This is a genomic window from Mycolicibacterium rutilum (genome assembly GCF_900108565.1).
In the GTDB taxonomy this organism is placed as follows: Bacteria; Actinomycetota; Actinomycetes; order Mycobacteriales; family Mycobacteriaceae; genus Mycobacterium; species Mycobacterium rutilum.
The window spans coordinates 2140467-2163417 of sequence record NZ_LT629971.1 but is presented as its reverse complement, the minus strand read 5'-3'; the positions used below and the strand labels follow the sequence as shown (position 1 = coordinate 2163417).

General features: G+C 65.5%; 21 protein-coding genes. 7 read left to right on the top strand and 14 right to left on the bottom strand.

Annotated elements, in window-relative coordinates; all coding sequences use genetic code 11:
- Window positions 1–2: 2 nt before the first annotated feature.
- The 8 genes from BLW81_RS10505 to BLW81_RS10470 form a co-directional block, all read right to left on the bottom strand.
- Window positions 3–1412: an MCE family protein gene (locus BLW81_RS10505; RefSeq protein ID WP_083410454.1), complete on the bottom strand. Its 1410-nt coding sequence runs from the start codon at window positions 1410–1412 to the stop codon at window positions 3–5.
- An 8-nt stretch (window positions 1413–1420) separates the two neighbouring features.
- On the bottom strand, window positions 1421–2467 hold the full coding sequence (locus BLW81_RS10500) for an MCE family protein (RefSeq protein ID WP_083407110.1): 1047 nt from the start codon (window positions 2465–2467) through the stop codon (window positions 1421–1423).
- Window positions 2460–3494, bottom strand: a complete 1035-nt coding sequence (locus BLW81_RS10495) for an MCE family protein (protein ID WP_083407109.1) — start codon at window positions 3492–3494, stop codon at window positions 2460–2462. Before BLW81_RS10495 ends, BLW81_RS10500 begins: the two co-directional genes overlap by 8 nt.
- Window positions 3494–4684 (bottom strand): MCE family protein, encoded by a 1191-nt coding sequence (locus BLW81_RS10490; RefSeq protein ID WP_083407108.1) that lies wholly within the window; start codon window positions 4682–4684, stop codon window positions 3494–3496. The genes BLW81_RS10495 and BLW81_RS10490 overlap by 1 nt, the downstream gene beginning before the upstream one ends.
- Before the next feature lie 11 nt (window positions 4685–4695).
- On the bottom strand, window positions 4696–5550 hold the full coding sequence (locus BLW81_RS10485) for an MlaE family ABC transporter permease (RefSeq protein ID WP_083407107.1): 855 nt from the start codon (window positions 5548–5550) through the stop codon (window positions 4696–4698).
- Window positions 5550–6311: an MlaE family ABC transporter permease gene (locus BLW81_RS10480; protein ID WP_083407106.1), complete on the bottom strand. Its 762-nt coding sequence runs from the start codon at window positions 6309–6311 to the stop codon at window positions 5550–5552. Before BLW81_RS10480 ends, BLW81_RS10485 begins: the two co-directional genes overlap by 1 nt.
- Window positions 6312–6578: 267 nt before the next feature.
- A complete protein-coding gene (locus BLW81_RS10475; RefSeq protein ID WP_083407105.1) occupies window positions 6579–7481 on the bottom strand; it encodes a 3-oxoacyl-ACP reductase in 903 nt (300 codons plus the stop codon).
- A 13-nt stretch (window positions 7482–7494) separates the two neighbouring features.
- A complete protein-coding gene (locus BLW81_RS10470) occupies window positions 7495–7686 on the bottom strand; it encodes a ferredoxin (protein WP_083410453.1) in 192 nt (63 codons plus the stop codon).
- Between the two features lie 152 nt (window positions 7687–7838).
- On the opposite strand from BLW81_RS10470, the gene BLW81_RS10465 reads away from it, so the two are divergent.
- The 4 genes from BLW81_RS10465 (at window position 7839) to BLW81_RS10450 (ending at window position 12450) form a co-directional block, all read left to right on the top strand.
- Window positions 7839–9020, top strand: a complete 1182-nt coding sequence (locus tag BLW81_RS10465) for an acyl-CoA dehydrogenase family protein (RefSeq protein WP_083407104.1) — start codon at window positions 7839–7841, stop codon at window positions 9018–9020.
- Between the two features lie 8 nt (window positions 9021–9028).
- The gene (locus BLW81_RS10460) at window positions 9029–10126 is read left to right on the top strand and encodes an acyl-CoA dehydrogenase family protein (RefSeq protein WP_083407103.1); all 1098 of its coding nucleotides are present in this window, start codon (window positions 9029–9031) and stop codon (window positions 10124–10126) included.
- A complete protein-coding gene (gene fadD17, locus BLW81_RS10455) occupies window positions 10126–11631 on the top strand; it encodes a long-chain-fatty-acid--CoA ligase FadD17 (protein WP_083407102.1) in 1506 nt (501 codons plus the stop codon). Before BLW81_RS10460 ends, fadD17 begins: the two co-directional genes overlap by 1 nt.
- A gap of 108 nt (window positions 11632–11739) precedes the next feature.
- Window positions 11740–12450: an envelope biogenesis lipoprotein LpqN gene (locus BLW81_RS10450; protein WP_083407101.1), complete on the top strand. Its 711-nt coding sequence runs from the start codon at window positions 11740–11742 to the stop codon at window positions 12448–12450.
- An 80-nt stretch (window positions 12451–12530) separates the two neighbouring features.
- Here BLW81_RS10450 and BLW81_RS10445 read toward each other — a convergent pair whose 3' ends face one another.
- A complete protein-coding gene (locus BLW81_RS10445; protein ID WP_083410452.1) occupies window positions 12531–13652 on the bottom strand; it encodes an NAD(P)H-dependent flavin oxidoreductase in 1122 nt (373 codons plus the stop codon).
- Entirely contained in the window at window positions 13652–15340 is a 1689-nt protein-coding gene (locus tag BLW81_RS10440; RefSeq protein ID WP_173839600.1) for a medium/long-chain-fatty-acid--CoA/3-oxocholest-4-en-26-oate--CoA ligase, read from the bottom strand. Before BLW81_RS10440 ends, BLW81_RS10445 begins: the two co-directional genes overlap by 1 nt.
- A 33-nt stretch (window positions 15341–15373) precedes the next feature.
- Between BLW81_RS10440 and BLW81_RS10435 the strand changes: the two genes are divergently transcribed.
- A complete protein-coding gene (locus tag BLW81_RS10435) occupies window positions 15374–16174 on the top strand; it encodes a crotonase/enoyl-CoA hydratase family protein (RefSeq protein ID WP_083407099.1) in 801 nt (266 codons plus the stop codon).
- Window positions 16175–16180: 6 nt separating this feature from the next.
- On the opposite strand, the gene BLW81_RS10430 is transcribed toward BLW81_RS10435, so the two are convergent.
- Entirely contained in the window at window positions 16181–17398 is a 1218-nt protein-coding gene (locus tag BLW81_RS10430) for a class I SAM-dependent methyltransferase (protein WP_083407098.1), read from the bottom strand.
- 117 nt (window positions 17399–17515) lie between these two features.
- On the opposite strand from BLW81_RS10430, the gene BLW81_RS10425 reads away from it, so the two are divergent.
- Entirely contained in the window at window positions 17516–18919 is a 1404-nt protein-coding gene (locus BLW81_RS10425) for an MFS transporter (RefSeq protein ID WP_083407097.1), read from the top strand.
- On the opposite strand, the gene BLW81_RS10420 is transcribed toward BLW81_RS10425, so the two are convergent.
- The 3 genes from BLW81_RS10420 to BLW81_RS10410 are packed head-to-tail and all read right to left on the bottom strand — an operon-like array spanning window position 18891 to window position 21888.
- Window positions 18891–20099, bottom strand: coding sequence for a cytochrome P450 (locus BLW81_RS10420; RefSeq protein WP_083407096.1), 1209 nt, complete (start codon window positions 20097–20099; stop codon window positions 18891–18893). The two genes, BLW81_RS10425 and BLW81_RS10420, sit on opposite strands and share 29 nt — an antisense overlap.
- A complete protein-coding gene (locus BLW81_RS10415) occupies window positions 20096–20800 on the bottom strand; it encodes an acetoacetate decarboxylase family protein (protein WP_083407095.1) in 705 nt (234 codons plus the stop codon). The genes BLW81_RS10420 and BLW81_RS10415 overlap by 4 nt, the downstream gene beginning before the upstream one ends.
- 44 nt (window positions 20801–20844) lie before the next feature.
- Entirely contained in the window at window positions 20845–21888 is a 1044-nt protein-coding gene (locus BLW81_RS10410) for an LLM class F420-dependent oxidoreductase (RefSeq protein WP_083407094.1), read from the bottom strand.
- Window positions 21889–21946: 58 nt separating this feature from the next.
- Between BLW81_RS10410 and BLW81_RS10405 the strand changes: the two genes are divergently transcribed.
- Window positions 21947–22951 carry a Zn-ribbon domain-containing OB-fold protein gene (locus BLW81_RS10405; protein WP_083407093.1) on the top strand — a complete coding sequence of 335 codons (1005 nt, stop codon included), beginning with the start codon at window positions 21947–21949 and terminating at the stop codon, window positions 22949–22951.

The following is a 22951-nucleotide window of genomic DNA, read 5'->3' as shown; positions in this document are numbered from 1 at the left end:
CATCATCCGCCACCTCCTGGGACAGCGGCCTCGGCCGGAAGCGGACCAGGCGGCGGGGGCGGACCCGGGGCCGGACCCGGGGGCGGACCTGCAGGCGCTGGGCCTGGCGGCAGTATCACCGGGCCGAGCGTGTACGGCTGCGCCGGCGGCGGCGGACCGGGAACTGCGTTCTCGGGTAGAAGCAGCGCACTCGGGTCGCCTTCATTGCCGGCACGGGGCGGGAAGCGCCCCTCGGCCGGTATCCATTCCAGATAGGGGATGTACGTTTGCGCCTTCGCCGCAGTCGCCGGGGTGTCATAGATCACCTGGCCCTTGTACGCGGTGATCGTGTTGATCCCGTGCGCCATGATCGGCGGGTAATTCATCGCGAGTCGCTTCAGCACCGGGGCCATCCGCTGGCGACAGATCTCAGCCCGCTTGTCGTAATCAGGAGTTCCTGCAGTGTCGAAGTTCCCACAGATGAATTGCACCGGGTTGGCGAATTCCGGCAGTCCCAGAAGTCCGTTGGCGGTTCCCTGAGCCGGGTTGTAGATGTTGTAGAAGTTCGCCATCGCGTTCGGCAGGACGTGCAGAACCTGTTCGACGTCGTCGGTTTGGGTGGTGAGGATGCTGGTGAAGTCCGTCAGCCTGTTGATGCTGCCGATCAGGACTTCGTTGTTCTCGTCGAGGAAGCCACGGACGTCCGACAGTGCCTGATTGAGGCTGCCGAGGGTGTCGTCCAGCCCTGCAGAGCTGTCCGCCAACACCTGTGAAACCGACGCCAGATGCCCGCTGAACTGTACGATCTGCTCGTTGCTGCTCGACAGCGCGTTGACCAGGATCTGCAGGTTCTTCACGGTTCCGAAGAGGTCGCCGCTCGAGTCGCCCAGCCGCCCCGCGGTTTGTGACAGCTCGCGCAGGGCTTGCCGGAACGAGTCTCCGTTACCGTCGAACGTGTCGGCCGCTTGATTGACGAACTCGCTCAACGGTCCCTGAACTTGCCCGGATGACGGTCCGAGCTGCTGGCTGAGCCTGGTCAGCTCGGTTTTGACATCGTCCCACTCCACCGGCACCGCGGTGCGATCGAGCCCGATGCTGTCGCCATCCGTGATCTCCGGCCCCTGCCGGTAGGCGGGGGTGAACTGGATGAAACGGGCAGATACGAGGTTCGGTGCCATGATCACTGCACGAGCATCAGCCGGCAGCTTGACGTCGTCCTTGATCCGCATGGTGATCTTGACCGAATCAGCCTCCGGAGAGATCGATGCGATCGAGCCGATCGGAACACCGACGATACGAACTTCGTCGCCCGGATACAGACCCGCCGCCGAGGTGAAGTGCCCGACCACGGTGTACGTGCCGACTCGCGGCCACAGCACGTACACGCCACCGACCAGCGCCACCAGAAGCGCCGCGACGACACCAAGACGCATCAACCGGCTCACGGTGACTTCGGCCTTATGATCAGCCGCTCGTTGATGAACCCGCGCAGCAGGTCAGACAAGCTGTCCGGAACCTTGCCCGGCTGGAAGTAGAGATCCAGGAGAAGAGCGGCCTGCGTGTTGTTCGGCAACGAGTTGGGTAGGTTCACCATGAATCCCGAACCCGAGCCGACGGATTCGCCGAGTGCGGTGGCGTACGGCGGCAAACGTTTCAGCGCTTCACTGATGTGCTCACGGCGTTCGAGCAGGTTGTCCATCACCAGATTCAGTTTCCTCAGGGCCGGGCCGAACTCACGGCGGTTATCAGCCACAAACCCCGAAATCTGTTGCGAGACATCGTCAATCCCAGCGATCAAACTGCTCAGGACGGCGCGTCGTTCATCGAGTGCGGCAAAGAGCTGATTGCCATCGGTGACGAGCTGGTTCACCTGGCCGGCCCGATCGGCGAGCGTTGCGGTCACCGACTTCGCGCGTGCCAACAGTTCGGCGAGCGCGGCGTCGTTGGCATTGATGCTGCGTGAAAGCGACGCCACTCCGTCGAGTGTGCGACGGAGCTGAGGCGTCGCCTCGCGGAACGAATCGGTGAGTACCTGCAAGGCCTGGGTCAATTGATCCTTGTCCAGCGCGGCGGAATTTTGACCGAGATCCTGCAGCGCCATGTTCAAGGTGTACGGAACGGTGGTGCGAGCCAGAGGAATCGATGTCACGGATCCGTCGCCCTGCGGAGTCACTCCGAGCGATCTCTCACCCAGGACGGTGTCGGTCCGGATCGATACCATTGTCTGGTCACCCAGCCTGATACTGCGGTCGACAGTGAAAGCCACTCTCGCGGTGTCGCCTGCGAGGCCGACTTCAGTCACCTTGCCAACCGTGATGCCGGAAACATTGACGTCGTTACCTGGCGAGATACCGCCGGCATCGGCGAAGAAGGCTTCGTATGACTTGCCTTGCGGATAGAACGGCAGAGTGTTGTATCCGAACGCAACCAGCAGGACACACGCGACGATCGCGATGCCGAAAATGCCCGACCGAAGTGTCTTATCCATTATCGGAACACCGCCCCTTCGACGGGTCCGGCACCCCACCGATCGGCAGGAATATGTCGCCGCCTGCTGGCCCGTTGAATTTGAGCTTCACCGTGCAGATGTAGTAGTTGAAGTATGAGCCATATGCCCCAAGGGAATTGAGCCGCAGGTAGTTCTCGGCGAGCGGTTCGATGACTCGGTTGACCTCCGCCTTGCGGTTGTCGAACTCCGTCGCCAGTGGGCGTAGATTCTCGAGGACGCCTTGCACCGGCCGCCGCGATTCGACGAGCATTTCGGTAAGGTCGGACTCTGCCGAAGCCAGCGGTGGGATAGCCCCGGCTATCGGATCACGACCTTCCGCCAGTCCGCTGACCAACTTTTGGAGTTCGTCAACGCTCGCATCGAATTCGACGCTTTTCTCGTCAACGGTTGCCAACACCTGGCTGAGATTCTGGATCACTTCCGAAATCACCTGGTAACGGTCGCCCAATGCCTGACTGAAGCTTCCTGTGTCAGAGAGCAATCGGGACAGCGCGCCGCCCTCCCCCTGCAACAATTCGAGGATCGCGTTACTGATCTGGTTGACCTGCTCGCCGTTGAGCCCTTTGACTACGGGGCGTAGCCCACCGAGTAGTGCGTCGAGATCGAGCGCCGGCTGCGTCTGATTGATCGAGATCACTCCACCGGCAGGTAGCTTCCTGAGCTCGCCCGGACCGGCCGTGATCTCCATGAAGCGGTCGCCGACCAGGTTCTCATAGCGGATCACGGCACGCGTTGAGGTATACAGCTGGTATTTCTTGTCGAGGCTGAACGCCACATCCACTGTGTTGTCGGGATTGAGTTTCACCTCCTCGACGGAACCCACCGGCACCCCTGCGATCCGCACATCGGTGCCACCCTCCAGCCGCGAGGCGTCGCTGAACGTGGCGTGATAGCGATTGGTTGAGGCGAATCGGAACTCACCGAACACCACCACCAGACCGGCGGAAACCAGCAGCATCGTCAGCACGAAGATGCTTACCTTGACCACTACCGCCCGGTGGCCCATCAGAAGTCATCTCGTTCTGCGAATGCGCCGTTGAAGAGGAACTGGAATGTCGACGGAGCGTCGACCTGCACCTCGGTGAACGGTTCGTACGGGATGTAGGCGTTGTCGGTGACCAGGAATGGCGCCCTATACCAGGAACCACCATATTGCTTACTCGGAATGTTCGGGAGCCCACGGCAATTGGGGCCGCCCGACGCGTTGACGATCGGCAGGCTCTCCGGATAGGTGTACGACGGCACACCCAGGACGAAGCTGGAGCTCACCATCGCCCCGGGTTTCATTCCACCGACGACCGCTGCTCCCCGCTCGCCCCCCTTCGCGACACCTTGGACGATGCAGCCGAATTCCGGCGAATAATCGCCCAACACCGTCAGTGGCGCTCGCAGCCGCTGGATCGCAGCAATGTAGTCATCGGCGGCTGGCTCCAAGGTGGTGGATCCTTCGTTGGCCAAACCGATCGCCGCGAGCAACGTCGCGTTCAGGTTCTCCTGCTCATCGACTACCACATCGCTGATCGTCGGCACGTTGTTGATGACGGTCACCAAGTCTGGGCCGGCGTCGCCGTAGATGTTCGCTACCGTCGCGATTTGCGCGAGAACGGACTCGACCGTCGGCAATTTCGGATTCAGTTGTGCAAGAAACTGATTCAATCCCGCCGCCGCGGACCCGGACTCTTCACCATGACCACGCAAGCCCTCGGCGATCGCCGTCATGGTGGCGTTCAGGTGAATCGGGTTGACCTTGTTGAGTACATCTATCAAGGTCTGAAACAGCGTGTTGGCTTCCAGCTGCACCGCTTCGGCTTGGACGACGGCACCGGCTCGCAACGAGGTCTCGGATGGCTGTTCCGGTGCCAAGAACTCCACCGACTTCGCACCGAACACTGTTGTGCTCGCGATACGAACCTGCGCGTTGGACGGGACATAACGCATCTCGGCACGGTTGATTGCGAGCGTCAACTGTGCTTGGTCACCCGAGTACGTGATGTCTTCGACTTTGCCGATTTGGATACCGCGATACTTGACCTTGGCCTCCTTGTCCATCACCAAACCAGCGCGCGGAGAGGTCACGGTCACGGTGTCGGTAGGGGTGAATGCAGCGGTGTACGCGAGATAGGTGAATGCCGAGAACGCGACGATGACCGTCGCCAGCACCGCGGCGGCGATCCTGATCGCGGTAGTCCTCGGCACGATGCTCTCCTCTAGCCCGACAGGTTGAAGTTACCGGTGGCGCCGTACACGCCCAGGGAAATGAACAGGGTGATGACGACGACGACGATCAACGACGTGCGGACCGCCTTGCCTACCGCGATGCCGACGCCGACCGGCCCGCCGGATGCGTTGTAGCCGTGGTAGGTATGGACCAGCATCACCGCGACGGCCATGACGATCGCCTGGGCGAAAGACCACAACAGGTCGGTCGGTATCAGGAACGTGTTGAAGTAATGATCGTAAAGACCCCCCGACTGTCGATTGACGTAAACGGTGATCGTTCGGGCCGAGAAGAACGCGGCCAATGTGGCCAGTGAGTACAACGGGATGATCGCCACCAAACCGGCGATGATGCGGGTGGACACCATGTAGGACACCGAGTGCACGGCCATCGATTCGACGGCATCGATTTCCTCAGCGATGCGCATCGCGCCCAGTTGAGCGGTGGTTCCCGCGCCGATGGTCGCGGCGAGCGCAATGCCCGCGATGATGGGCGCCACGATGCGCACGTTGAGATAGGCGCTCAGGAACCCGGTCAGTGCTTCGATACCGATGTTGCCCAGCGACTCGTAACCCTGAACAGCGATGACACCGCCGGAAGCCAAGGTCAGAAATGCCGCTACACCGATCGTGCCGCCGATGAGGATCAGCGCGCCGGTGCCCAGCGTCATCTCCGCGATCAGCCTGGCCGTCTCCCTGCGGTAGCGCCGTAATGCGTTCGGAATGTAACGGACCGATTCGGCGTAGAACAGTGCCTGCTCGCCGAAGGAGTCGACGGCATGCGGCAGACGTCCGAACACCCGCCGCAATCGCAGTGTGACGTCGTAGCTACCGAGCTGGCTCATCAGCTCAGAACCCGAACGCCGATTGCGGTCATCAACACGTTGATGATGAACAAGCAGATGAAGGCGTAGATGACGGTCTCGTTCACGGCTTCACCAACGCCTTTGGGTCCGCCTTTGACGGTGAGGCCGCGATAGCAGCCGACGAGTCCGGCCATCACGCCGAACAGCACGGCCTTCACTTCCGAAATGATCAGCTCGCCCAGCCCCGTCAGGATGGTCAGACCGCTGATGAAGGCCCCCGGGTTGACGCCCTGAAGGAGCACGGAGAACACGTATCCCCCGCTGAGACCTATGAGAATCACGAATCCGTTGAGCAGCATCGCCACGACCGTCGACGCCAGCACGCGAGGCACCACCAGCCGCTGAATCGGGTCGATGCCGAGCACGCGCATCGCATCGATTTCCTCGCGGATGGTACGGGCGCCGAGGTCGGCACAGATCGCCGTCGCTCCGGCACCGGCGACGACAAGCACCGTCGATACCGGACCGAGCTGTGTCACGGTCCCGAATGCAGTGCCAGATCCGGAGAGGTCGGCAGCGCCGATCTCGCGAAGGAGGATGTTCAGGGTGAAGGCGACCAGAACGGTGAAGGGAATGGAGATCAGGAGAGTCGGCACCAACGAAACGCGAGCGATCATCCAGGTCTGGTCGAGGAACTCCCGGAACTGAAACGGGCGTCGGAAGGTCTTGGCGAACGTGTCGAACGTCATCTCGACGAACCCGCCCACGGCCCGAGCCGGTACGGCGAGTTGTCCGATCAACCTCTGCTCCGTTCCAGGGCAGCAGGCACATCGAAGCGACATTGTCGTGGCGAACAGATGAGGCTCGTGGACACGGTTGCCTTTCCACCCTTTGATTAAGCATTGCTCTTAGTGAGCCGGATAATACTAACTAGAACAAGTTCGGGGTGTCAAAGGACGGTAAAAGCGGCGATATCGTGATCTTTGCGCTGGTCAGGGGACGTGTGACGCAGGTCATTCTAGAACGTGTTCTAGTTGCGTGCGGTGCCAGAAACGAGACCGTTAGTCTTACTGAGACATCAGCCCTGTCGCCGAAAAACCCTTGTTAGAATCGCGGCTAGCAAAATATTGCCGGAGGGTGTCCGAGAGTTCTGCGACGCCCCATTGAGCGGACGCCGAATTGAACTGCGCCTCGGCCGTCGGAGCTGCCACCAACGTCACGCTCGGACCGTAGACGATGAACAGCTGTCCGTTCACCCCTTCCGAAGCCGGCGACGCCAGGAACCGCACGAGGTTCACGACGTGCTCGGGCGACAGCGGGTCGATCTGTCCCTCGGCGAGCTCGGGCGCCTCGCCGAACACGTCAGCGGTCATCGCGGTACGCGCGCGCGGCGCGATGGCGTTGGCCCGTACCCCGTACTTCTCGAGGGCGCGCGCCATGGTGAGCGTCAGCGCGGTGATACCGGCCTTGGCCGCACCGTAGTTGGCCTGGCCGACGGGGCCGACGAGGCCTGCCTCAGACGAGGTGTTGATGACGCGGCCGTACACCTGACCGTCATTCTCCTTGGCCTTCTGGCGCCAGTAGGTGGCGGCGTTGCGGGTCAGTAGAAAATGGCCGCGCAGGTGCACCGCAATCACCGCATCCCAGTCCTCGTCGGACATATTGAACAGCATGCGGTCCCGGGTGATGCCGGCGTTGTTGACGACGATGCCGAGCCCACCCAGGCTGTCGGCGGTCTTCACGAGTTCGTCGGCCGTCGACCGCTCGCTGATGTCACCGGCCACTGCGACACCCTTGGCGCCGGCCGCGGAGATCTCGGCGAGCACGTCGGACTTGTCGAGCGCGGCGGCGATGTCGTTCACCACGACGGTTGCGCCGGAGCGGGCCAGCCCGATGGCCTCAGCACGGCCCAGGCCGGCTGCCGCGCCGGTCACCACCGCGACGCGTCCCGCCAGGTCGTTGGTCGTCAATTTATGAATACCTCTAGTCTCTACGGATCAACGCCGCGCGGGGGCACTCGACGATAGATTGCTCGGCCACGTCCTCCTGGTCGGCGGGGACTGGATCGGCCTTGACGACCGCATAGTCCTCGTCGTCGAGGTCGAAAAGGTCCGGGGCGATTCCCACACAAACCGCGTTGCCTTCACAGCGATCACGGTCCACCTCTACGCGCACCACAAACCTCCTCGCGATGGGGTCTCCGAGCGCCACTGCGGCACCGGCCTGGACCCTCAGACTAGAACGTGTTACAACCGGGTGTGAACCCGGGCTGGATACCGATTACAGCTCGAATGCTAGATCGTGCCTCTAGAAGTTAGGACAAGGCGATGCGGATCGGCTACACCCCAGAGCAGGAGGAGCTTCGCCGCGAGCTGCGCTCCTACTTCACCAACCTGATGACGCCGGAGCGGGCCGAGGCGCTCGCCTCCAACGACGGCGAGATGGGGCGCGGCAACGTCTACCGCGAAACCGTCGCGCAGATGGGCAAGGACGGCTGGCTCACGCTGTCGTGGCCCAAGGAGTTCGGCGGGCAGGAACGCCCGCCGATGGACGGGCTGATCTTCAACGACGAGGCCGCGATCGCGAACGTGCCGGTGCCGTTCCTGACCATCAACAGCGTCGCGCCGACGATCATGCACTTCGGCACCGAGGAGCAGAAGAAGTTCTTCCTCCCGAAGATCGCCGCCGGTGATCTGCACTTCTCGATCGGCTACTCCGAACCGGGTGCGGGCACCGACCTGGCCTCGCTGCGCACGACCGCGGTCCGCGACGGCGACGACTATGTCATCAATGGCCAGAAGATGTGGACCAGCCTGATCGCCTACGCCGACTACGTGTGGTTGGCGGTGCGCACGAATCCGGAGGCCAAGAAGCACCGAGGTATCTCGATGCTGATCGTGCCGACCACCGCCGAGGGCTTCTCCTGGACGCCGGTGCACACGATGGCCGGCGTCGACACCAGCGCGACCTACTACCAGGACGTGCGGGTGCCGGTGACCAACCTGGTCGGCGAGGAGAACGCAGGCTGGAAGCTGGTGACCAACCAGCTCAACCACGAGCGGGTGGCGCTGGTTTCGGCGCAGCCGATCTTCGTCGCGCTCAACGGGGTTCGCGAATGGGCGCAGAACACCAAGGATGTGCGCGGCAACCGGCTCATCGACTCCGAATGGGTGCAGCTGAACCTGGCCAGGGTGCACGCCAAGGCCGAGGTGCTCAAGCTGATCAACTGGGAGCTGGCGTCCTCCGACGATGCGGCGCCCTCGCCCGCGGATGCGTCGGCGGCCAAGGTCTTCGGCACCGAACTGGCCACCGAGGCCTACCGGCTGCTGATGGAGGTGCTCGGCACCGCCGCCACACTGCGCCCCGACGCTCCTGGGGCGCTGCTGCGCGGACGGATCGAGCGGATGCACCGCAGCTGCCTGATCCTGACGTTCGGCGGCGGCACCAACGAGATTCAGCGCGACATCATCGGCATGGTCGCGCTCGGCCTGCCCCGAGTGAACCGATAGGACTCGACATGGACTTCAAGACAACCGAAGCGTCCGAGGATCTCGGCGGGCTGGTCCGCACGATCGTCGACTCCGTCGTGACGCCCGAGCGACAGCGAGAACTCGACGGGTTGGAGCACAGGTTCGACAAGACGCTGTGGGGCAAGCTCGTCGAGGCTGATGTGCTCTCGGCCGCCGCCCCGGAAGTTCTGGGCGGCGGCGGTTTCGGCGTGCTGGAGCAGGTGGCTATCCTGGTCGCGCTCGGCAGGCAGCTGTCGGCGGTGCCGTACCTGGATTCGGTTGTGCTGGGTGCGGGCGCCCTCGGCACGTTCGGGTCCGAGGCGCTGCAGCAGCAGTGGGCGGTGCCCGCGGTCCAGGGCGACAAGATCCTCACCATCGCGCTCGACGGTGAGATGGCCCAGGGCCCGGTGCAGGCGCAGTCCTCCGGGTCGGGCTACCGGCTCACCGGCTCGCGCACCCAGGTCGCCTACGGCCCGCTCGCCGACGCGTTCCTGGTTCCGGCTGAAGTTGATGGGGACACAAAGGTTTTCGTCGTGGCGGCCTCCGACGCCGGGGTGACCGTCGAACCGCTGAGCACCACCGGCCACGGCAGCGTCGGTCATCTGGAGTTGCAAGGCGTCGAGCTCGACGCCGGCCGCGTCGTCGGCGACGGTGACGTCGTCTCGTGGTTGGCCACGCGGGCCGCTCTGGGCCGCAGCGCATTTCAGCTCGGCGTGCTGGAACGGGCGCTGGAGCTCACCGCCGAGTACGCGCGCGAACGCGAACAGTTCGACCGGCCGATCGGCAGCTTCCAGGCGGTGTCGTCACGGCTGGCCGACGGGTACATCGACGTCAAGGCGCTGCGCCTGACGCTCACCCAGGCGGCGTGGCGGCTTTCGGAGGGCCTGCCGGCCGACGTCGACGTCAACACCGCGGCGTTCTGGGCGGCCGACGCCGGCCACCGGGTCGCGCACACCGCCGTCCACGTGCACGGCGGCGTCGGCATCGACGTCGACCACCCGGTGCACCGGTACTTCCTGGTGGCCAAGCAGAACGAGTTCGCGGTCGGCAGCGCCACCGGACAACTGCTGCGCATCGGCCGGGAGTTGGCCGACACCCCCGCCTAGTGACCGAGTTGCCGACCGTCTCAGGGCTGTTGGAGCCGCTGGCCGAGGTCGACGACCGCGGGGTCTACTTCGAGGACACGTACACCACCTGGCGTGAGCACCTGCGCCACGCCACCGCGGTCGGTGCCGCGCTGCGAGCCCGCCTCGACCCGGACCGCCCGCCGCACGTCGGGGTGCTGCTGCAGAACACGCCGTTCTTCTCGGCGGTGCTGGTGGCCGCGGGCTTGACCGGCATCGTGCCCGTCGGGCTCAACCCGGTGCGCCGTGGGGCTGCCCTGCAACGCGACATAACCCATGCCGATTGTCAGGTGGTGCTTGCCGATTCGGCTTCGGCATCGGCGCTCGGCGACATCGCGCACATCGACGTCGACTCGCCGGAGTGGGCTGCCGAGGTGGCAGGCTACGCCGACGAAGCCGTCGTCGCCCGTACCGCCGACCCGGGTGATCTGTTCATGCTGATCTACACCTCGGGCACCAGCGGTGATCCGAAGGCCGTCAAGTGCAGTCAGGGCAAGGTCGCAGTGGCCGGGACCACGATGGCCCAGCGCTTCGACCTCGGACCGGCAGACGTGTGTTACGTGTCGATGCCGCTGTTCCACTCGAACGCCGTCCTGGTCGGGTGGGCGGTGGCGCTGGCGTCGCGGAGCTCACTGGCGTTGCGGCGCAAGTTTTCCGCGTCGCAGTTCCTGCCCGACGTGCGGCGCTTCGGCGCGACGTATGCGAACTACGTCGGCAAGCCGCTGTCCTATGTGCTCGCTACACCGGAGCGGCCGGACGACGCCGACAATCCGTTGCGCGCGGTGTACGGCAACGAGGGCGCGCCCGCCGACATCGAGCGGTTTGCGAAGCGGTTCGGCACCGTGGTGATGGACGGTTTCGGTTCGACCGAGGGCGGCATCGCGATCGCCCGCACCCCTGATACCCCGCCGGGGTCGCTGGGTCCGCTGCCGCCGGGTACCGAGATCGTCGACGTCGAGACCGGTGAGCCGTGCCCTCCCGGCGTGACCGGCGAGCTCGTGGGTCGTTCGGACGCGGGGCGGTTCGAGGGGTACTACAACGACGCGGCCGCCGACGCCGACCGGATGCGTGGCGGCGTCTACCACAGCGGCGACCTGGCTTACCGCGACGCGGACGGCTATGCGTACTTCGCCGGTCGGCTCGGCGACTGGATGCGCGTCGACGGGGAGAACCTCGGGTCGGCGCCGATCGAGCGGGTGTTGTTGGGGCACCCCGACATCGTCGAGGTCGCGGTGTACGGGATCCCGGCGCCCGACATCGGCGATCAGGTGATGGCGGCGGTGACACTGAGCGACGGCGCCGCGTTCGACGCCGAGGAGTTCCGCGAGTTCCTCTCGGCACAAACCGATCTCGGCCCCAAGCAATGGCCGTCGTATGTGCGGGTGAGCAGCGCGCTGCCGCGCACCGAGACGTTCAAGGTGATCAAGCGGCAACTGGCCGCCGAGGGCACCGACTGCGCGGACCCGGTGTATCCGATCCCGCGCTGATCGATGTTTGCCAGAATCGAACTATCCGAGTAAAACTACTCGGCTTCCCTAACTCCTGTTCTCGATTACTCTTCGCTGAGAACAATCTTGAGCAGACAGGAGTTCTCGATGAAGACCACAGCGATCTCGGGCGGAGCCGCGTTGGCGGCGGCCCTTGCCTTCGTGCTGACGGGCTGCGGCTCGGACACGAAGACCGAACCCAGCGCCACCTCGGTGGCCGCGGAGGCCACCGGTACGAGCGCCAAGGCGGCGCCGTCGACCGCGAAAGTGGCTCCGCGCGACGAGGATGCGGCCGGGCCCAACCCGACCATCGCGAGTTACATCGCCGAGAACAACATCCAGGAGACCCCGGTCAACCGCGGCGACCCCGGTTCGCCCACCATCGACCTGCCGATCCCCGAGGGCTGGGAGCCCGCCGGTGAGGACACCCCGGAGTGGGCGTACGGCGCGATCGTCTACACCGGACCCGAGGCCGCCGAGTACACCCCGAGCATCGTGGCGCTGGTGTCCAAGCTGACCGGCAACGTCGACCCGCAGGCCATCATCGACCTGGCGCCCGGCGAACTGCAGAACCTGCCGGGGTGGAGCGCGATGAACGACGGCGAGGTCAGCACTCTCGGCGACTATCCGGCCTACCAGCTGGGCGGCACGTGGAACTCCGAGGGCGTGACCAAGATCGTCGCGCAGAAGACGGTGGTGATCCCGGGCTCCGACGGGCTTTACGTGCTTCAGCTCAACGCCGACGCGCTCGAGGATCAGATGGACCTCATCGGCCCGGCGACCATGACCATCGACGAGCAGACCACGATCACGCCCTGACCGTCCTCACGCGAACGTTGATTACCGCTCGAGAATCGGCGAGAAACTCGCGCGGTAATCAACGTTCGGCGGAAAAAGGCTCAGTTGCCGCGGATGTCGTCGAGGCGGCGCGAGGCCTCCTCGAAGCCCGACACCAGCTCGGCGATGATGTCGGCGACCGGGCGGATCTCGTTCATCCGGCCGACGATCTGGCCCACCGGCATCGCGACGGTGTCGGGGTTGTCCGACTCGTTCATCCGCTGATGCGCCTCGCTGACCAGGATGTTCTGCAGCGGCATCGGCAGCGGCTCGGGCGCGTCGGGCGCATCCCACGCGTCGGTCCACTTCGTCTTGAGCAGCCGCGCGGGCTTACCGGTGTAGATGCGGCGGCGCACGGTGTCGGCGGAGGTCGCCCTCAACAGGCCCTCCTGGATCGTCGAGGTGCCGCCCGGCCTGCGGTGACCGAGGTCGTACTCGGCGGCGGTCAGGAACGCCGAGCCCATCCACACCCCGGACGCACCGAGGGCCAGCGCCGCGGCCAGCTGGCGGCCGGTGCCGATACCGCCGGCGGCCAGCACCGGCGCCTTGCCGCCGAGCGCATCGACGATCTCCGGCCAGAGCACCATCGAGCCGATCTCGCCGGTGTGCCCGCCGGCCTCATGGCCTTGGGCGACGACGATGTCGACGCCGTTGTCCACATGCCGCTGAGCATGTTTCGCGCTGCCGGCCAACGCCGCGACCGGCACCCCGGCCGCATGCACCTGATCGATCACGTCCTTCGGCGGCGATCCGAGCGCGTTGGCGATCAACTTGATCGGATGCTTGAGCGCCACCTCGACGTGCGAGCGCGCCACCGAGTGCAGCCACCCGAGCACACCCTCGTTGCGGTCCCCGTCCTCGGGCAGCGGCGGAACACCGAGGTCGGCAAGGGTTTTGTCGACGAAGTCGCGATGGCTCTGCGGGATCAGCTTGTTGATGTCGACCGCCGTGCCCTCCTGCGGCACCTTGGCGGGCATCACCACGTCGACGCCGTACGGCTTGCCGTCGGTGTTCTCGTCCATCCAGCACAGGACCTGCTCGAGGTCGTCGGCGTCGTTGAACCGGACGCAGCCCAGCACGCCGAGCCCGCCGGCCTTGCTGACCGCCGCGGCCACCTTCTCCGACGGTGTGAAGACGAAGATCGGGTACTCGATCCCGAAGCGGTCACACAGCTCGGTACGGATCACGACGCGCTCCCCACGTGGTTGGCGTGCACGTCGTCGGCCGGCCGTTCCTCGGTGGTGTCCTTGGCCCAGCGGTAGTCCGGCTTACCGGCCGGCGTGCGGTGGATCTCGTCGACCCACCAAACTTTCCGCGGCACTTTGTATCCCGCGATCTCCTGACGCACGAAACCGTCGAGGTCGGCCAGCGTCGGGTTGGTGCCGGGACGACGGTGCACGACGGCCGCCACGCATTGGCCGTAGCGCTCGTCGGGCACACCGACCACGAGCGCGTCGAACACGTCCGGGTGTCCCTTGAGCGCGGCCTCGACCTCCTCGGGGTAGATCTTCTCGCCGCCGCTGTTGATGGACTGCGACCCGCGGCCGAGCATGGTGACCGTGCCGTCGGCCTCCACCTCGGCGTAGTCGCCCGGAATCGCGTACCGCACACCGTTGAACGTCTTGAACGTCTCGGCGGTCTTCTTCTCGTCCTTGTAGTAGCCGACCGGGATGTTGCCTTTCTTCGCGATCAGGCCGCGCACCCCCGAACCCGGCTTGACCTCGTTGCCGTCCTCGTCGAGCACGACCGTGCGATGGTCGATCGTCACCCGCGGGCCGCCGGTGTGCGACTGCCCCTTGGCGACGATGCTGGTCCCGCCGAAACCGGTCTCCGAAGATCCGATCGAGTCGGTGATCACCCGGTTGGGCAGCAGTTCGAGGAACTTCTCCTTGATGCTGGTCGAGAACAGCGCCGCCGTGCTCGCCAGCAGGAACAGCGACGACAGGTCGGGTTCGTGGCCCGAGTCGTGCAGTTTGGTCAGCGCGTCGAGCAGGGGGCGCGCCATCGCGTCGCCGGTGAAGAACAGCAGGTTCACCTTGTGCTTCTCGATGGTCTGCCAGACCTCGTCGGCGTCGAATTCCGGTGCCAGCACGGTGGTCTGGCCGGAGAACAGCGACATCCAGGTCGCCGACTGCGTCGCGCCGTGGATCATCGGCGGGATCGGGTAGCGGATCATCGGCGGGTTCTCCGCGGCGGCCTTGGACAGGTCGTGCTCGTCCTTGACGAACTCGCCGGTGGCGAAGTCGGTGCCGCCGAACAGCACCCGATAGATGTCCTCGTGGCGCCACATCACGCCCTTCGGGAAACCTGTCGTGCCGCCGGTGTAGAGCAGATAGATGTCGTCCTCGCTGCGCGGGCCGAAATCGCGTTCGGGCGAACCCTGTTCGAGCGCCGAGTAGAACTCGACACCGCCGTAGCGCTGGTAGTCGTCATCGCTTCCGTCCTCGACCACCAGGACCGTCTTGACCAGAGGCGTCTCCGGCAGCACGTTCGCGACGCGGTCGGCGTAGCGGCGCTCGTGTACCAGCGCCACCATGTCGGAGTTGTCGAACAGGTACTTCAGCTCGCCCTCGACGTAGCGGAAGTTGACGTTGACCAGGATGGCGCCGGCCTTGACGATGCCGAGCATCGCAACGACGATCTCGTTGCGATTGCGGCAGTACAGGCCGACCTTGTCGTCCTTCTTGACGCCCTGATCGATGAGGTAGTGAGCCAGCCGGTTGGCCTGCTCCTCCAACTGGGCGTAGGTGAGCTGGTCGTCGCCGCAGATCAGGGCGACACGGTCTGGCACGGCGTCGATGGCGTGCTCGGCAAGATCAGCGATGTTCAGGGCCACGGAACCTAAACTAGAACGTGTTACATTTCCAGACAAGTCTGTGGCATCGACGCTGGAAGGCGGACATCAGTGACTGACCCCCAGAAGGGCCCCGACGCCCTCATCGAGCAGCGCGGACACACCCTGATCCTGACGCTGAACCGGCCGGAGGCACGCAACGCGCTTTCCACCGAGATGCTCTCGATCATGGTCGCGGCCTGGGACCGGGTGGACAACGATCCGGAGATCCGCACCTGCATCCTCACCGGCGCCGGCGGCTACTTCTGCGCCGGCATGGACCTCAAGGCCGCCACCGCCAAGCCACCGGGTGACTCGTTCGCCGACGGAAGCTACGACCCGTCGCGCATCGACGGTCTGCTCAAGGGGCGTCGCCTCACCAAGCCGCTGATCGCCGCGGTCGAGGGCCCCGCCATCGCGGGCGGCACCGAGATCCTGCAGGGCACCGACATCCGCATCGCCGGCGAGAGCGCGAAGTTCGGCATCTCCGAGGCCAAGTGGAGCCTGTACCCGATGGGTGGGTCGGCGGTGCGCCTGGTCCGCCAGATCCCCTACACCATCGCCTGTGATCTGCTGCTCACCGGCCGCCACATCACCGCGGCCGAGGCCAAGGAGTACGGGTTGATCGGTTACGTGGTGCCCGACGGCACCGCGCTGGACAAGGCGCTCGAGATCGCCGAGGTGATCAACAACAACGGGCCGTTGGCCGTTCAGGCGATCCTCAAGACCATCCGCGAGACCGAGGGGATGCACGAGGAGGAGGCGTTCAAGCCGGACACCGCCAACGGCATCCCGGTGTTCCTCAGCGAGGACGCCAAGGAGGGGCCGCGCGCGTTCAAGGAGAAGCGGGCGCCGAACTTCAAGATGCGCTGAGCGGCCTCAGGCCGCGGCCGGGATGGCCATCGCCAGGAAGTCCAGTCGCCACAGCGACTCGAAGAGCTTCCTGGTGTATTTCTCGACGGTCGGGGCATTGCCCTGCGGCCCGGTCGGCACCGCCCGTGCCGCCGCGCTGATTTCCCGGATCGTGCGCCGCCCGTCGATCTGCTGCACGACGGCGAACTGGTTGTCGTCCAGCGTCATTCGGTAATCCGAGCGATAGATCGCGTGGTCCGCGACGCCGCACCCATGGCGCAGTTGCGGTACGTAGGCCAGGCAGTCGAGCGTGGTGAAGTCGATGCGGTAGCTCTGCACGGGCCGCTCGGGCTTGCAGGCCAAGAAGTAGTGGCACCCGTTGGTGGTGCGTAGCCGGTCGTTGACCGACCACATCACCCGCTCCGGGAGCCGGTTGAGCGCGTCGTAGAGCGGGCGGGGCCGGTCGAGGATCTCGTGGTGGTAGTAGGGCGCGTTGACGAGCCACTGCTGGAACACCAGTCCGGCCGACTCGACGAACTCCAGGCAGTCCTCGACGCGGTAGTCGCGGTCGCGCCCGTGCAGGAAGGTGTCGACGACGCCGGCGTCGAAGACGAGGTCGTGGGCGATGTTGAGGTAATTGCGCACCAGATGGTTTGCGGGCAACCAGTCCAGCGCGTCCTTGACGACCGCTAGTCCGTCGTCGTCCTGCTGCAGCCCCATGTCGTGGAACGCCGACTGCAACGCCTTGACCCCGGTGCGGCCCCAGTGCGCGTACAGCATCAGCCCGATGACTCCGTCGGGGCGCAGGCAGCCGGCCAGCGCGCGCAGGCCGACGAGCGGATCGGCCATGTGGTGCAGCACGCCCGTGGACAGGATCAGGTCGAAATCGCGCCCGAGCGAGGGCAGTTCCTCGATCGGCAGCCGCTGCACGTGCAGGTTGGCCAGCTTGTGCCGATCCTTGAGATAGCGCTGATGGTCCAGCGACGCGTCGCTGACGTCGACGCCGACGACGGTCGCCTGCGGGTTCATGTAGGCGATCTGCGCGGCCTGGTTCGTGCCGCATCCGGCGATGAGGATGTCGAGGTCCGGCCGATAGGGACGGTCGGGCCACAGCAGCCGGTGCGCGTGGCTCGGGTCCATCCGGTCCCAGTCCACGGTCTTCCAGTGGTCGAGGTCCCCGACCGGGAAAGGGTAGGTCCACTTCTCGTACTGACGCGAGACGACATCGGCGCGCGGATCGCTCATAGCCGCCGATTATGCCGACCGCGCCAAGCATCTTTAGCAAACTCGACACAATTCACTACATACGTTGGCGTCAATTTTGCTGAGATGGCGGCCGCTCTGGCGCTAGAGTGCAGCGCTATGACTCGCCCCCTTGCGCCGAGACAGGTGGCGTTCCTGGTTGCTGCGCTGCTGGTCGCGGTCATGTCGTTCGAGTTGAACGCCACGATGCTGGCGCCGGCGATCCGCGACATCGAGACCCAACTGGGTGACGGCGCGTTCGCCGCGATGTCGACGTACTTCTACCTCGCCGGCGCCGTCGGCAACGTTGTCCTGGTGCGGTGGAGCGACTTCATCGGCCGCAAACGGATGATGTTCATCGTGCTGACGGTGCTCACGATCGGCACGGCGCTGTGCATCGTCAGCACCTCGCTGCCGGTCGTGCTGGTCGGCAGGCTGCTGCAGGGTGTCAGCAACGTGACGTTCGGACTGGCGTTCCTGATCATGCGGGAACGCCTGGAGGACAAGACGTTCGGCCTGTGTAGCGGGATCGTGACGGCGATGACCGGCGGTGTGGCGGGCGTGGACGGGTTGGTCGGCGGATATCTGTCGGACCACTTCGGCTACCGCTCGATCTTCGTGCTCATCGGCGTCGTCGGGATCGTCGGCATCGCGCTGTGCGCGGCGGCGCTGCCCGCGGACGACACCCAGCGCACCGCACCCGGGCGGATGGACTGGAAGGGCGCCGCGCTGATCGCCACCGGCGTGGCGGGCATCAACCTGTTCTTCTCCGCGGGCAGCGGATCGGGATGGGCGTCGCCGCTGGCGCTGGGATTGATCCTGGCCGCGATGGCCGCACTCGCCGCGCTCGTCGTCGTCGAGCGCCGCACGGCTCACCCCCTGGTCAACATCGATGCGCTGCGCAGCCGCGAGGCCTGGCCGTTGATCGTGCTGACCATCCTGAACATGGGTTCGTACCTCGTCATCCTCGGCTTCATCGTTCCGTACATCGCCGAGGACACGGACTCAGGATTCGGGCTCGACGGGCTGACCACGGCGCTGCTGTTCATCACACCGGCCGCGATGATCCAGCTGGCGACCGCCCCGCTGGCCGGCAGGCTGGCGGTGCGGATCGGCTACGTGACGCTGCTGCGCATCGGGCAGGTGGGCGGCGTGGTCGTCGGCGCGCTGATCGCGATGTTCTCCCACGACCGGATGCTGCTGGCGATCTTCGTCGCGCTGCTGGGATTCGCGTACATGGGTGTGGCGATGACGGCGATGAGCATCCTGGGCGTGGTGCAGGCGCCCGACGACGAGCCGGGCGCGCTCCCAGGCATCGCCAACGCCGCGTACGGCATCGGATCGTCGCTGGGCTTCGCCTGGGCCGGGCCCGTCGTCGGCTCCGGCACTCAGGCGAGTTTTGCTCTGGCGCTGTGGATCTGCGTCGGAATCGGGGTCGTCTCGCTGGCCATGAGCATGGCGCTGCGGCCGCGGGTGCGGCCGGCTGCGCCCGTCGTCAGCCGAGCACCTTCGCGGTCGGGGTGAACACCACCGGCATTTTCTCCAGACCCGAGACGAAGTTCGCCGGCCGCAGCGGGAGTTCATCGTCGGAGGCCAGCCGCAGATCCGGCAGCCGCTGGAGCAGCTTGGTCTGCATGATCGACAGCTCCAGTCGCGCCAGCTGGTTCCCCAGGCAGAAGTGCGTGCCGAAGCCGAACGCCAGGTGGTTGTTCGGGTAGCGCTCGATGTCGAACGTCTCGGGGTTCTCGAAGACCGTCTCGTCGAAGTTGGCGGACTCGAACAGCAGGATCATCTTCTCGCCCTTCTTGAGGGCGGTGCCGTGGAACTCGGTGTCGGCGGTGACGGTGCGCGCCATGTTCTTCACCGGCGCGGTCCAGCGCAGCATCTCCTCGATTGCGTTGGGCAGCAACGACAAATCGTTCAGCAGTCGCTGGTGCTGGTCGGTGTGGCGCAGCAACTGCCGCGTCCCGCCGGACAGCGTGTGGCGGGTGGTCTCGTCGCCGCCGATCAGCAGCAGCAGCACCTCGGTGACGATCTGGTGGTCCTCGAGTTTGGAACCCTCGACCTCGGCGTGCACGAGCACGCTGACCAGGTCGTCGGTCGGCTGCTCCTTGCGGGCGGCGATCATGCCCATCATGTACTCGGTGTAGGCCGCGAACGCGTCCATCGTCAGCTGGAACTTCTCCGGGTCCGCGGTGCTGCTCAGCGCACCGACCAGATCGTCGGACCACTTGAGGAACATCTCGCGTTCCTCGGGCCGCACGCCGAGCATGTCACCGATCACCGCCATCGGCAGCGGAGCGGCCAGGTCCCAGACGAAGTCGCACTCGCCCCGCTCGCAGACCGCGTCGATCAGCGAATCACACAGCGTCTCAATGGATCCCTCGAGATCCTTGACCCGCTTGCGGGTGAAGCCGGAGTTGACCAGCTTGCGCCGCAACAGGTGCTGCGGGTCGTCCATCTCGATCATCATCTCGACGCCGGGCTGATCGGGCCGGATGCCGCCCGCGTTGGAGAACAGCTCGGGATGGCGTTCGGCCTCGATGACCGCGGCGTAGCTCGCCGCCCCGGCCAGGCCGTTGCGGTCGCGGAAGACCGGCTCGTGCTGGCGCATCCACTTGTAGGCCGACCGTGAGTCGCCGGCGTAGAACGCGCCGTCGGTGAGGTCGACGTCGGGTTTGGTCTGCGGCGTCGTCATCGTCATGGCCGGACCTCCTGCGCGTCTGCGAACGACATCTCCACGTTGCCGGCGGACATCGAGACAAGCGCCCGTTTGGGTAAGCCCAGCGACGCGAGTTCCTGCGCGATGGGATGGTCCCCGAGTCGTACACGCACACCGCCGAATCGGTAACGGACGTCGGCCGGCAACATCTCGAACTGGCTTTCGCGCGGGACGCCGTCCAGACACGAATACGACAGGAGCTCCTGTTTGCGCGAGGCCGCAGGAATCTTGAATCCCGGCGAGAACTCCATACCGATCACGAATTGGCCGTCGATCCTGGCATCGAAACCGAACCGCGCGCCATCGCGAATGGTGTAGTCGGCCATGATTTTTGGAAAACCCCAAATTGTCCGGCCGGCCTCGAGGGTGAATGACTGGTCGACGAACATGTGGTGGACGAACGCTGTCTGCAGAGAACGCAGACCCGGCTTCAACCCGGGCGGAGTCACACTCACGCAGGTGCTGTACTCGTAGTAGGCACCGAGATCGCTGTCGATGAAGTGAGTCATGATCAGCGTCGCGATCGCGCGCCCCGGCAGCGGGCGGTACACCTGCAGGCCGCTGTAGTCGATCATCCGCTGAGCGGCATCGGCGTCGACGGCGAACATCGCGGTGTGTTGGCTGGCGGTGCGGACCTGTACCGGCATCGTGAGCACGGTGCCGGCGATTGTGTGCTGAGTCACCGCGCCAATCTAGAACGCCGGGTAAACAACTAGCAAGGAAGTGTCTACCCGTGCGCGCCGACGAGGCCGGCCAGGTCGCGGATCTGCTCGGGCGAGCGAGCGCCGACGACCATCATCGTCACGCCCGCGGCCTCCCAGGCCTTGATCTGCTCCTGGACATAGGCCAGGTCGCCGACGATCGCCGAGTCGTCGACCAACTCGTCAGGGATGATCTTGGCGGCCTCGTCTTTGCGGTCGGAGCGGAACAGCTTGGTGACGTCGTCGACGACCTCGGCGTAGCCCATCCGGCGGTACACGTCGGCGTGGAAGTTGGTGTCCTCGGCGCCCATTCCGCCCATGTAGAGCGCCAGGTGCGGCTTGATCAGCTCCAGCACACCTGCGCGGTCGTCGGTGACCACCACCTGCGCCGTCGCGCAGATCTCGAAGTCCTCACGGCTGCGGCGCGCACCCGGGCGGGCGAAGCCCTCGTCGAGCCACTCGTTGTACATGCCCGCGATGCGCGGCGAGTAGAAGATGGGCAGCCAGCCGTCGCAGATCTCGGCGGCCAGCGCGACGTTCTTCGGCCCCTCGGCGCCGAGCATCACCGGGATGTCGGCGCGCAGCGGATGGGTGATCGGCTTGAGGTTCTTGCCGAGACCGGTCGTGCCCTCACCGGTCAGCGGCAGCGGATAGTGCGGGCCGTCGCTGTGCACCGGGGCCTCGCGGGCCCACACCTGCCGCAGGATGTCGATGTACTCGCGGGTGCGGGCGAGCGGTTTGGGGAACCGCTGGCCGTACCAGCCCTCCACGACCTGCGGTCCCGACACCCCGAGCCCGAGGATGTGCCGCCCGCCGGAGAGGTGGTCGAGCGTCAGCGCCGCCATCGCGCATGCCGTAGGGGTGCGAGCCGACAGCTGGATGACCGACGTGCCCAACCGCATCCGCTTGGTTTCGCGTCCCCACCAGGCCAGCGGCGTGTACGCGTCCGACCCCCACGCCTCGGCGGTGAACACCGTGTCGAAGCCGGCCTCCTCGGCGGCGGCGACCAGTTCCGCGTGGTTCTCGGGCGCCGTGGCGCCCCAATAACCCAACTGCAGTCCGAGCTTCATCGGCAGACCTCATAACGGTGTCTTGAAACCATTGTTAGAACCTGTTCTACTCGATGCCGTGACCACCAGCCAAAGCAGCCCGGTGCAGATCGATCCCCATCAGCCGCCACTTTCGGCGCCGCTGAAGCTGTCATTCGACTACACCCGTTCAGTCGGACCACTCCTGTCGCAGTTCTTCACCGCCCTGCGCGAACGACGCATTCTCGGCGTGCGAGGGTCGGACGGACGGGTGCACGTGCCACCTGCCGAGTTCGATCCGGTCACCTACGAGCGATTGACGGAGATCGTACCGGTGGCAGGCGTCGGCACCGTGGTGTCGTGGACGTGGCAGCCTGCGCCGTTGGAGGGCCAGCCGCTGGACCGTCCGTTCGCGTGGGCGCTGATCAAACTCGACGGCGCCGACACCCCGCTGCTGCACGCGGTGGACGCGGGCTCCGCCGACGCCATCAGCACCGGCGCCCGGGTCGCTGCGCACTGGGTGGACGAACCGGTCGGGGCGATCACCGACATCGCCTACTTCACGCTCGGCGACGAGGCTGAACCCGAGGGCGCCTCCGACGATCGCGACCCGGTGACCGTGCAGGTGACGCCGTCATCGATCGAAATCCAGCACACCGCATCGCTTCCCGAGAGCGTGTTCCTGCGCGCCCTGGAGGAGGGCAAGCTGCTGGGCGCGCGGAGCAAGAAGGGCCGCGACGGCAAGCCCGGCAAGGTGTACTTCCCGCCGAAGGAGGCCGACCCGGCCACCGGCCTGGAACTCGACGAGTTCGTCGAACTGCCGGACAAAGGCACGGTCACCACGTTCGCGGTGATCAACATCCCGTTCGCCGGGCAGCGCATCAAACCGCCGTACGTGGCCGCCTACGTGCTGCTCGACGGCGCCGACATCCCGTTCCTGCATTTGGTCACCGAGATCGAGGCGGCCGACGTGCGGATGGGCATGCGGGTCGAGGCGGTGTGGAAGCCCCGCGAGGAGTGGGGCCTGGGCATCGACAACATCGACCACTTCCGGCCGACGGGTGAACCCGACGCCGACTACGACTCCTACAAGCACCACCTGTAA

Bases quoted from the DNA above. Each gene is read 5' to 3' on its own strand.
- BLW81_RS10505 (WP_083410454.1), bottom strand. From the start codon at position 1,412: ATGCGTCTTGGTGTCGTCGCGGCGCTTCTGGTGGCGCTGGTCGGTGGC.
- BLW81_RS10500 (WP_083407110.1), bottom strand. From the start codon at position 2,467: ATGGATAAGACACTTCGGTCGGGCATTTTCGGCATCGCGATCGTCGCG.
- BLW81_RS10495 (WP_083407109.1), bottom strand. From the start codon at position 3,494: ATGGGCCACCGGGCGGTAGTGGTCAAGGTAAGCATCTTCGTGCTGACG.
- BLW81_RS10485 (WP_083407107.1), bottom strand. From the start codon at position 5,550: ATGAGCCAGCTCGGTAGCTACGACGTCACACTGCGATTGCGGCGGGTG.
- BLW81_RS10465 (WP_083407104.1), top strand. From the start codon at position 7,839: ATGCGGATCGGCTACACCCCAGAGCAGGAGGAGCTTCGCCGCGAGCTG.
- BLW81_RS10460 (WP_083407103.1), top strand. From the start codon at position 9,029: ATGGACTTCAAGACAACCGAAGCGTCCGAGGATCTCGGCGGGCTGGTC.
- BLW81_RS10450 (WP_083407101.1), top strand. From the start codon at position 11,740: ATGAAGACCACAGCGATCTCGGGCGGAGCCGCGTTGGCGGCGGCCCTT.
- BLW81_RS10430 (WP_083407098.1), bottom strand. From the start codon at position 17,398: ATGAGCGATCCGCGCGCCGATGTCGTCTCGCGTCAGTACGAGAAGTGG.
- BLW81_RS10425 (WP_083407097.1), top strand. From the start codon at position 17,516: ATGACTCGCCCCCTTGCGCCGAGACAGGTGGCGTTCCTGGTTGCTGCG.
- BLW81_RS10420 (WP_083407096.1), bottom strand. From the start codon at position 20,099: ATGACGATGACGACGCCGCAGACCAAACCCGACGTCGACCTCACCGAC.
- BLW81_RS10410 (WP_083407094.1), bottom strand. From the start codon at position 21,888: ATGAAGCTCGGACTGCAGTTGGGTTATTGGGGCGCCACGGCGCCCGAG.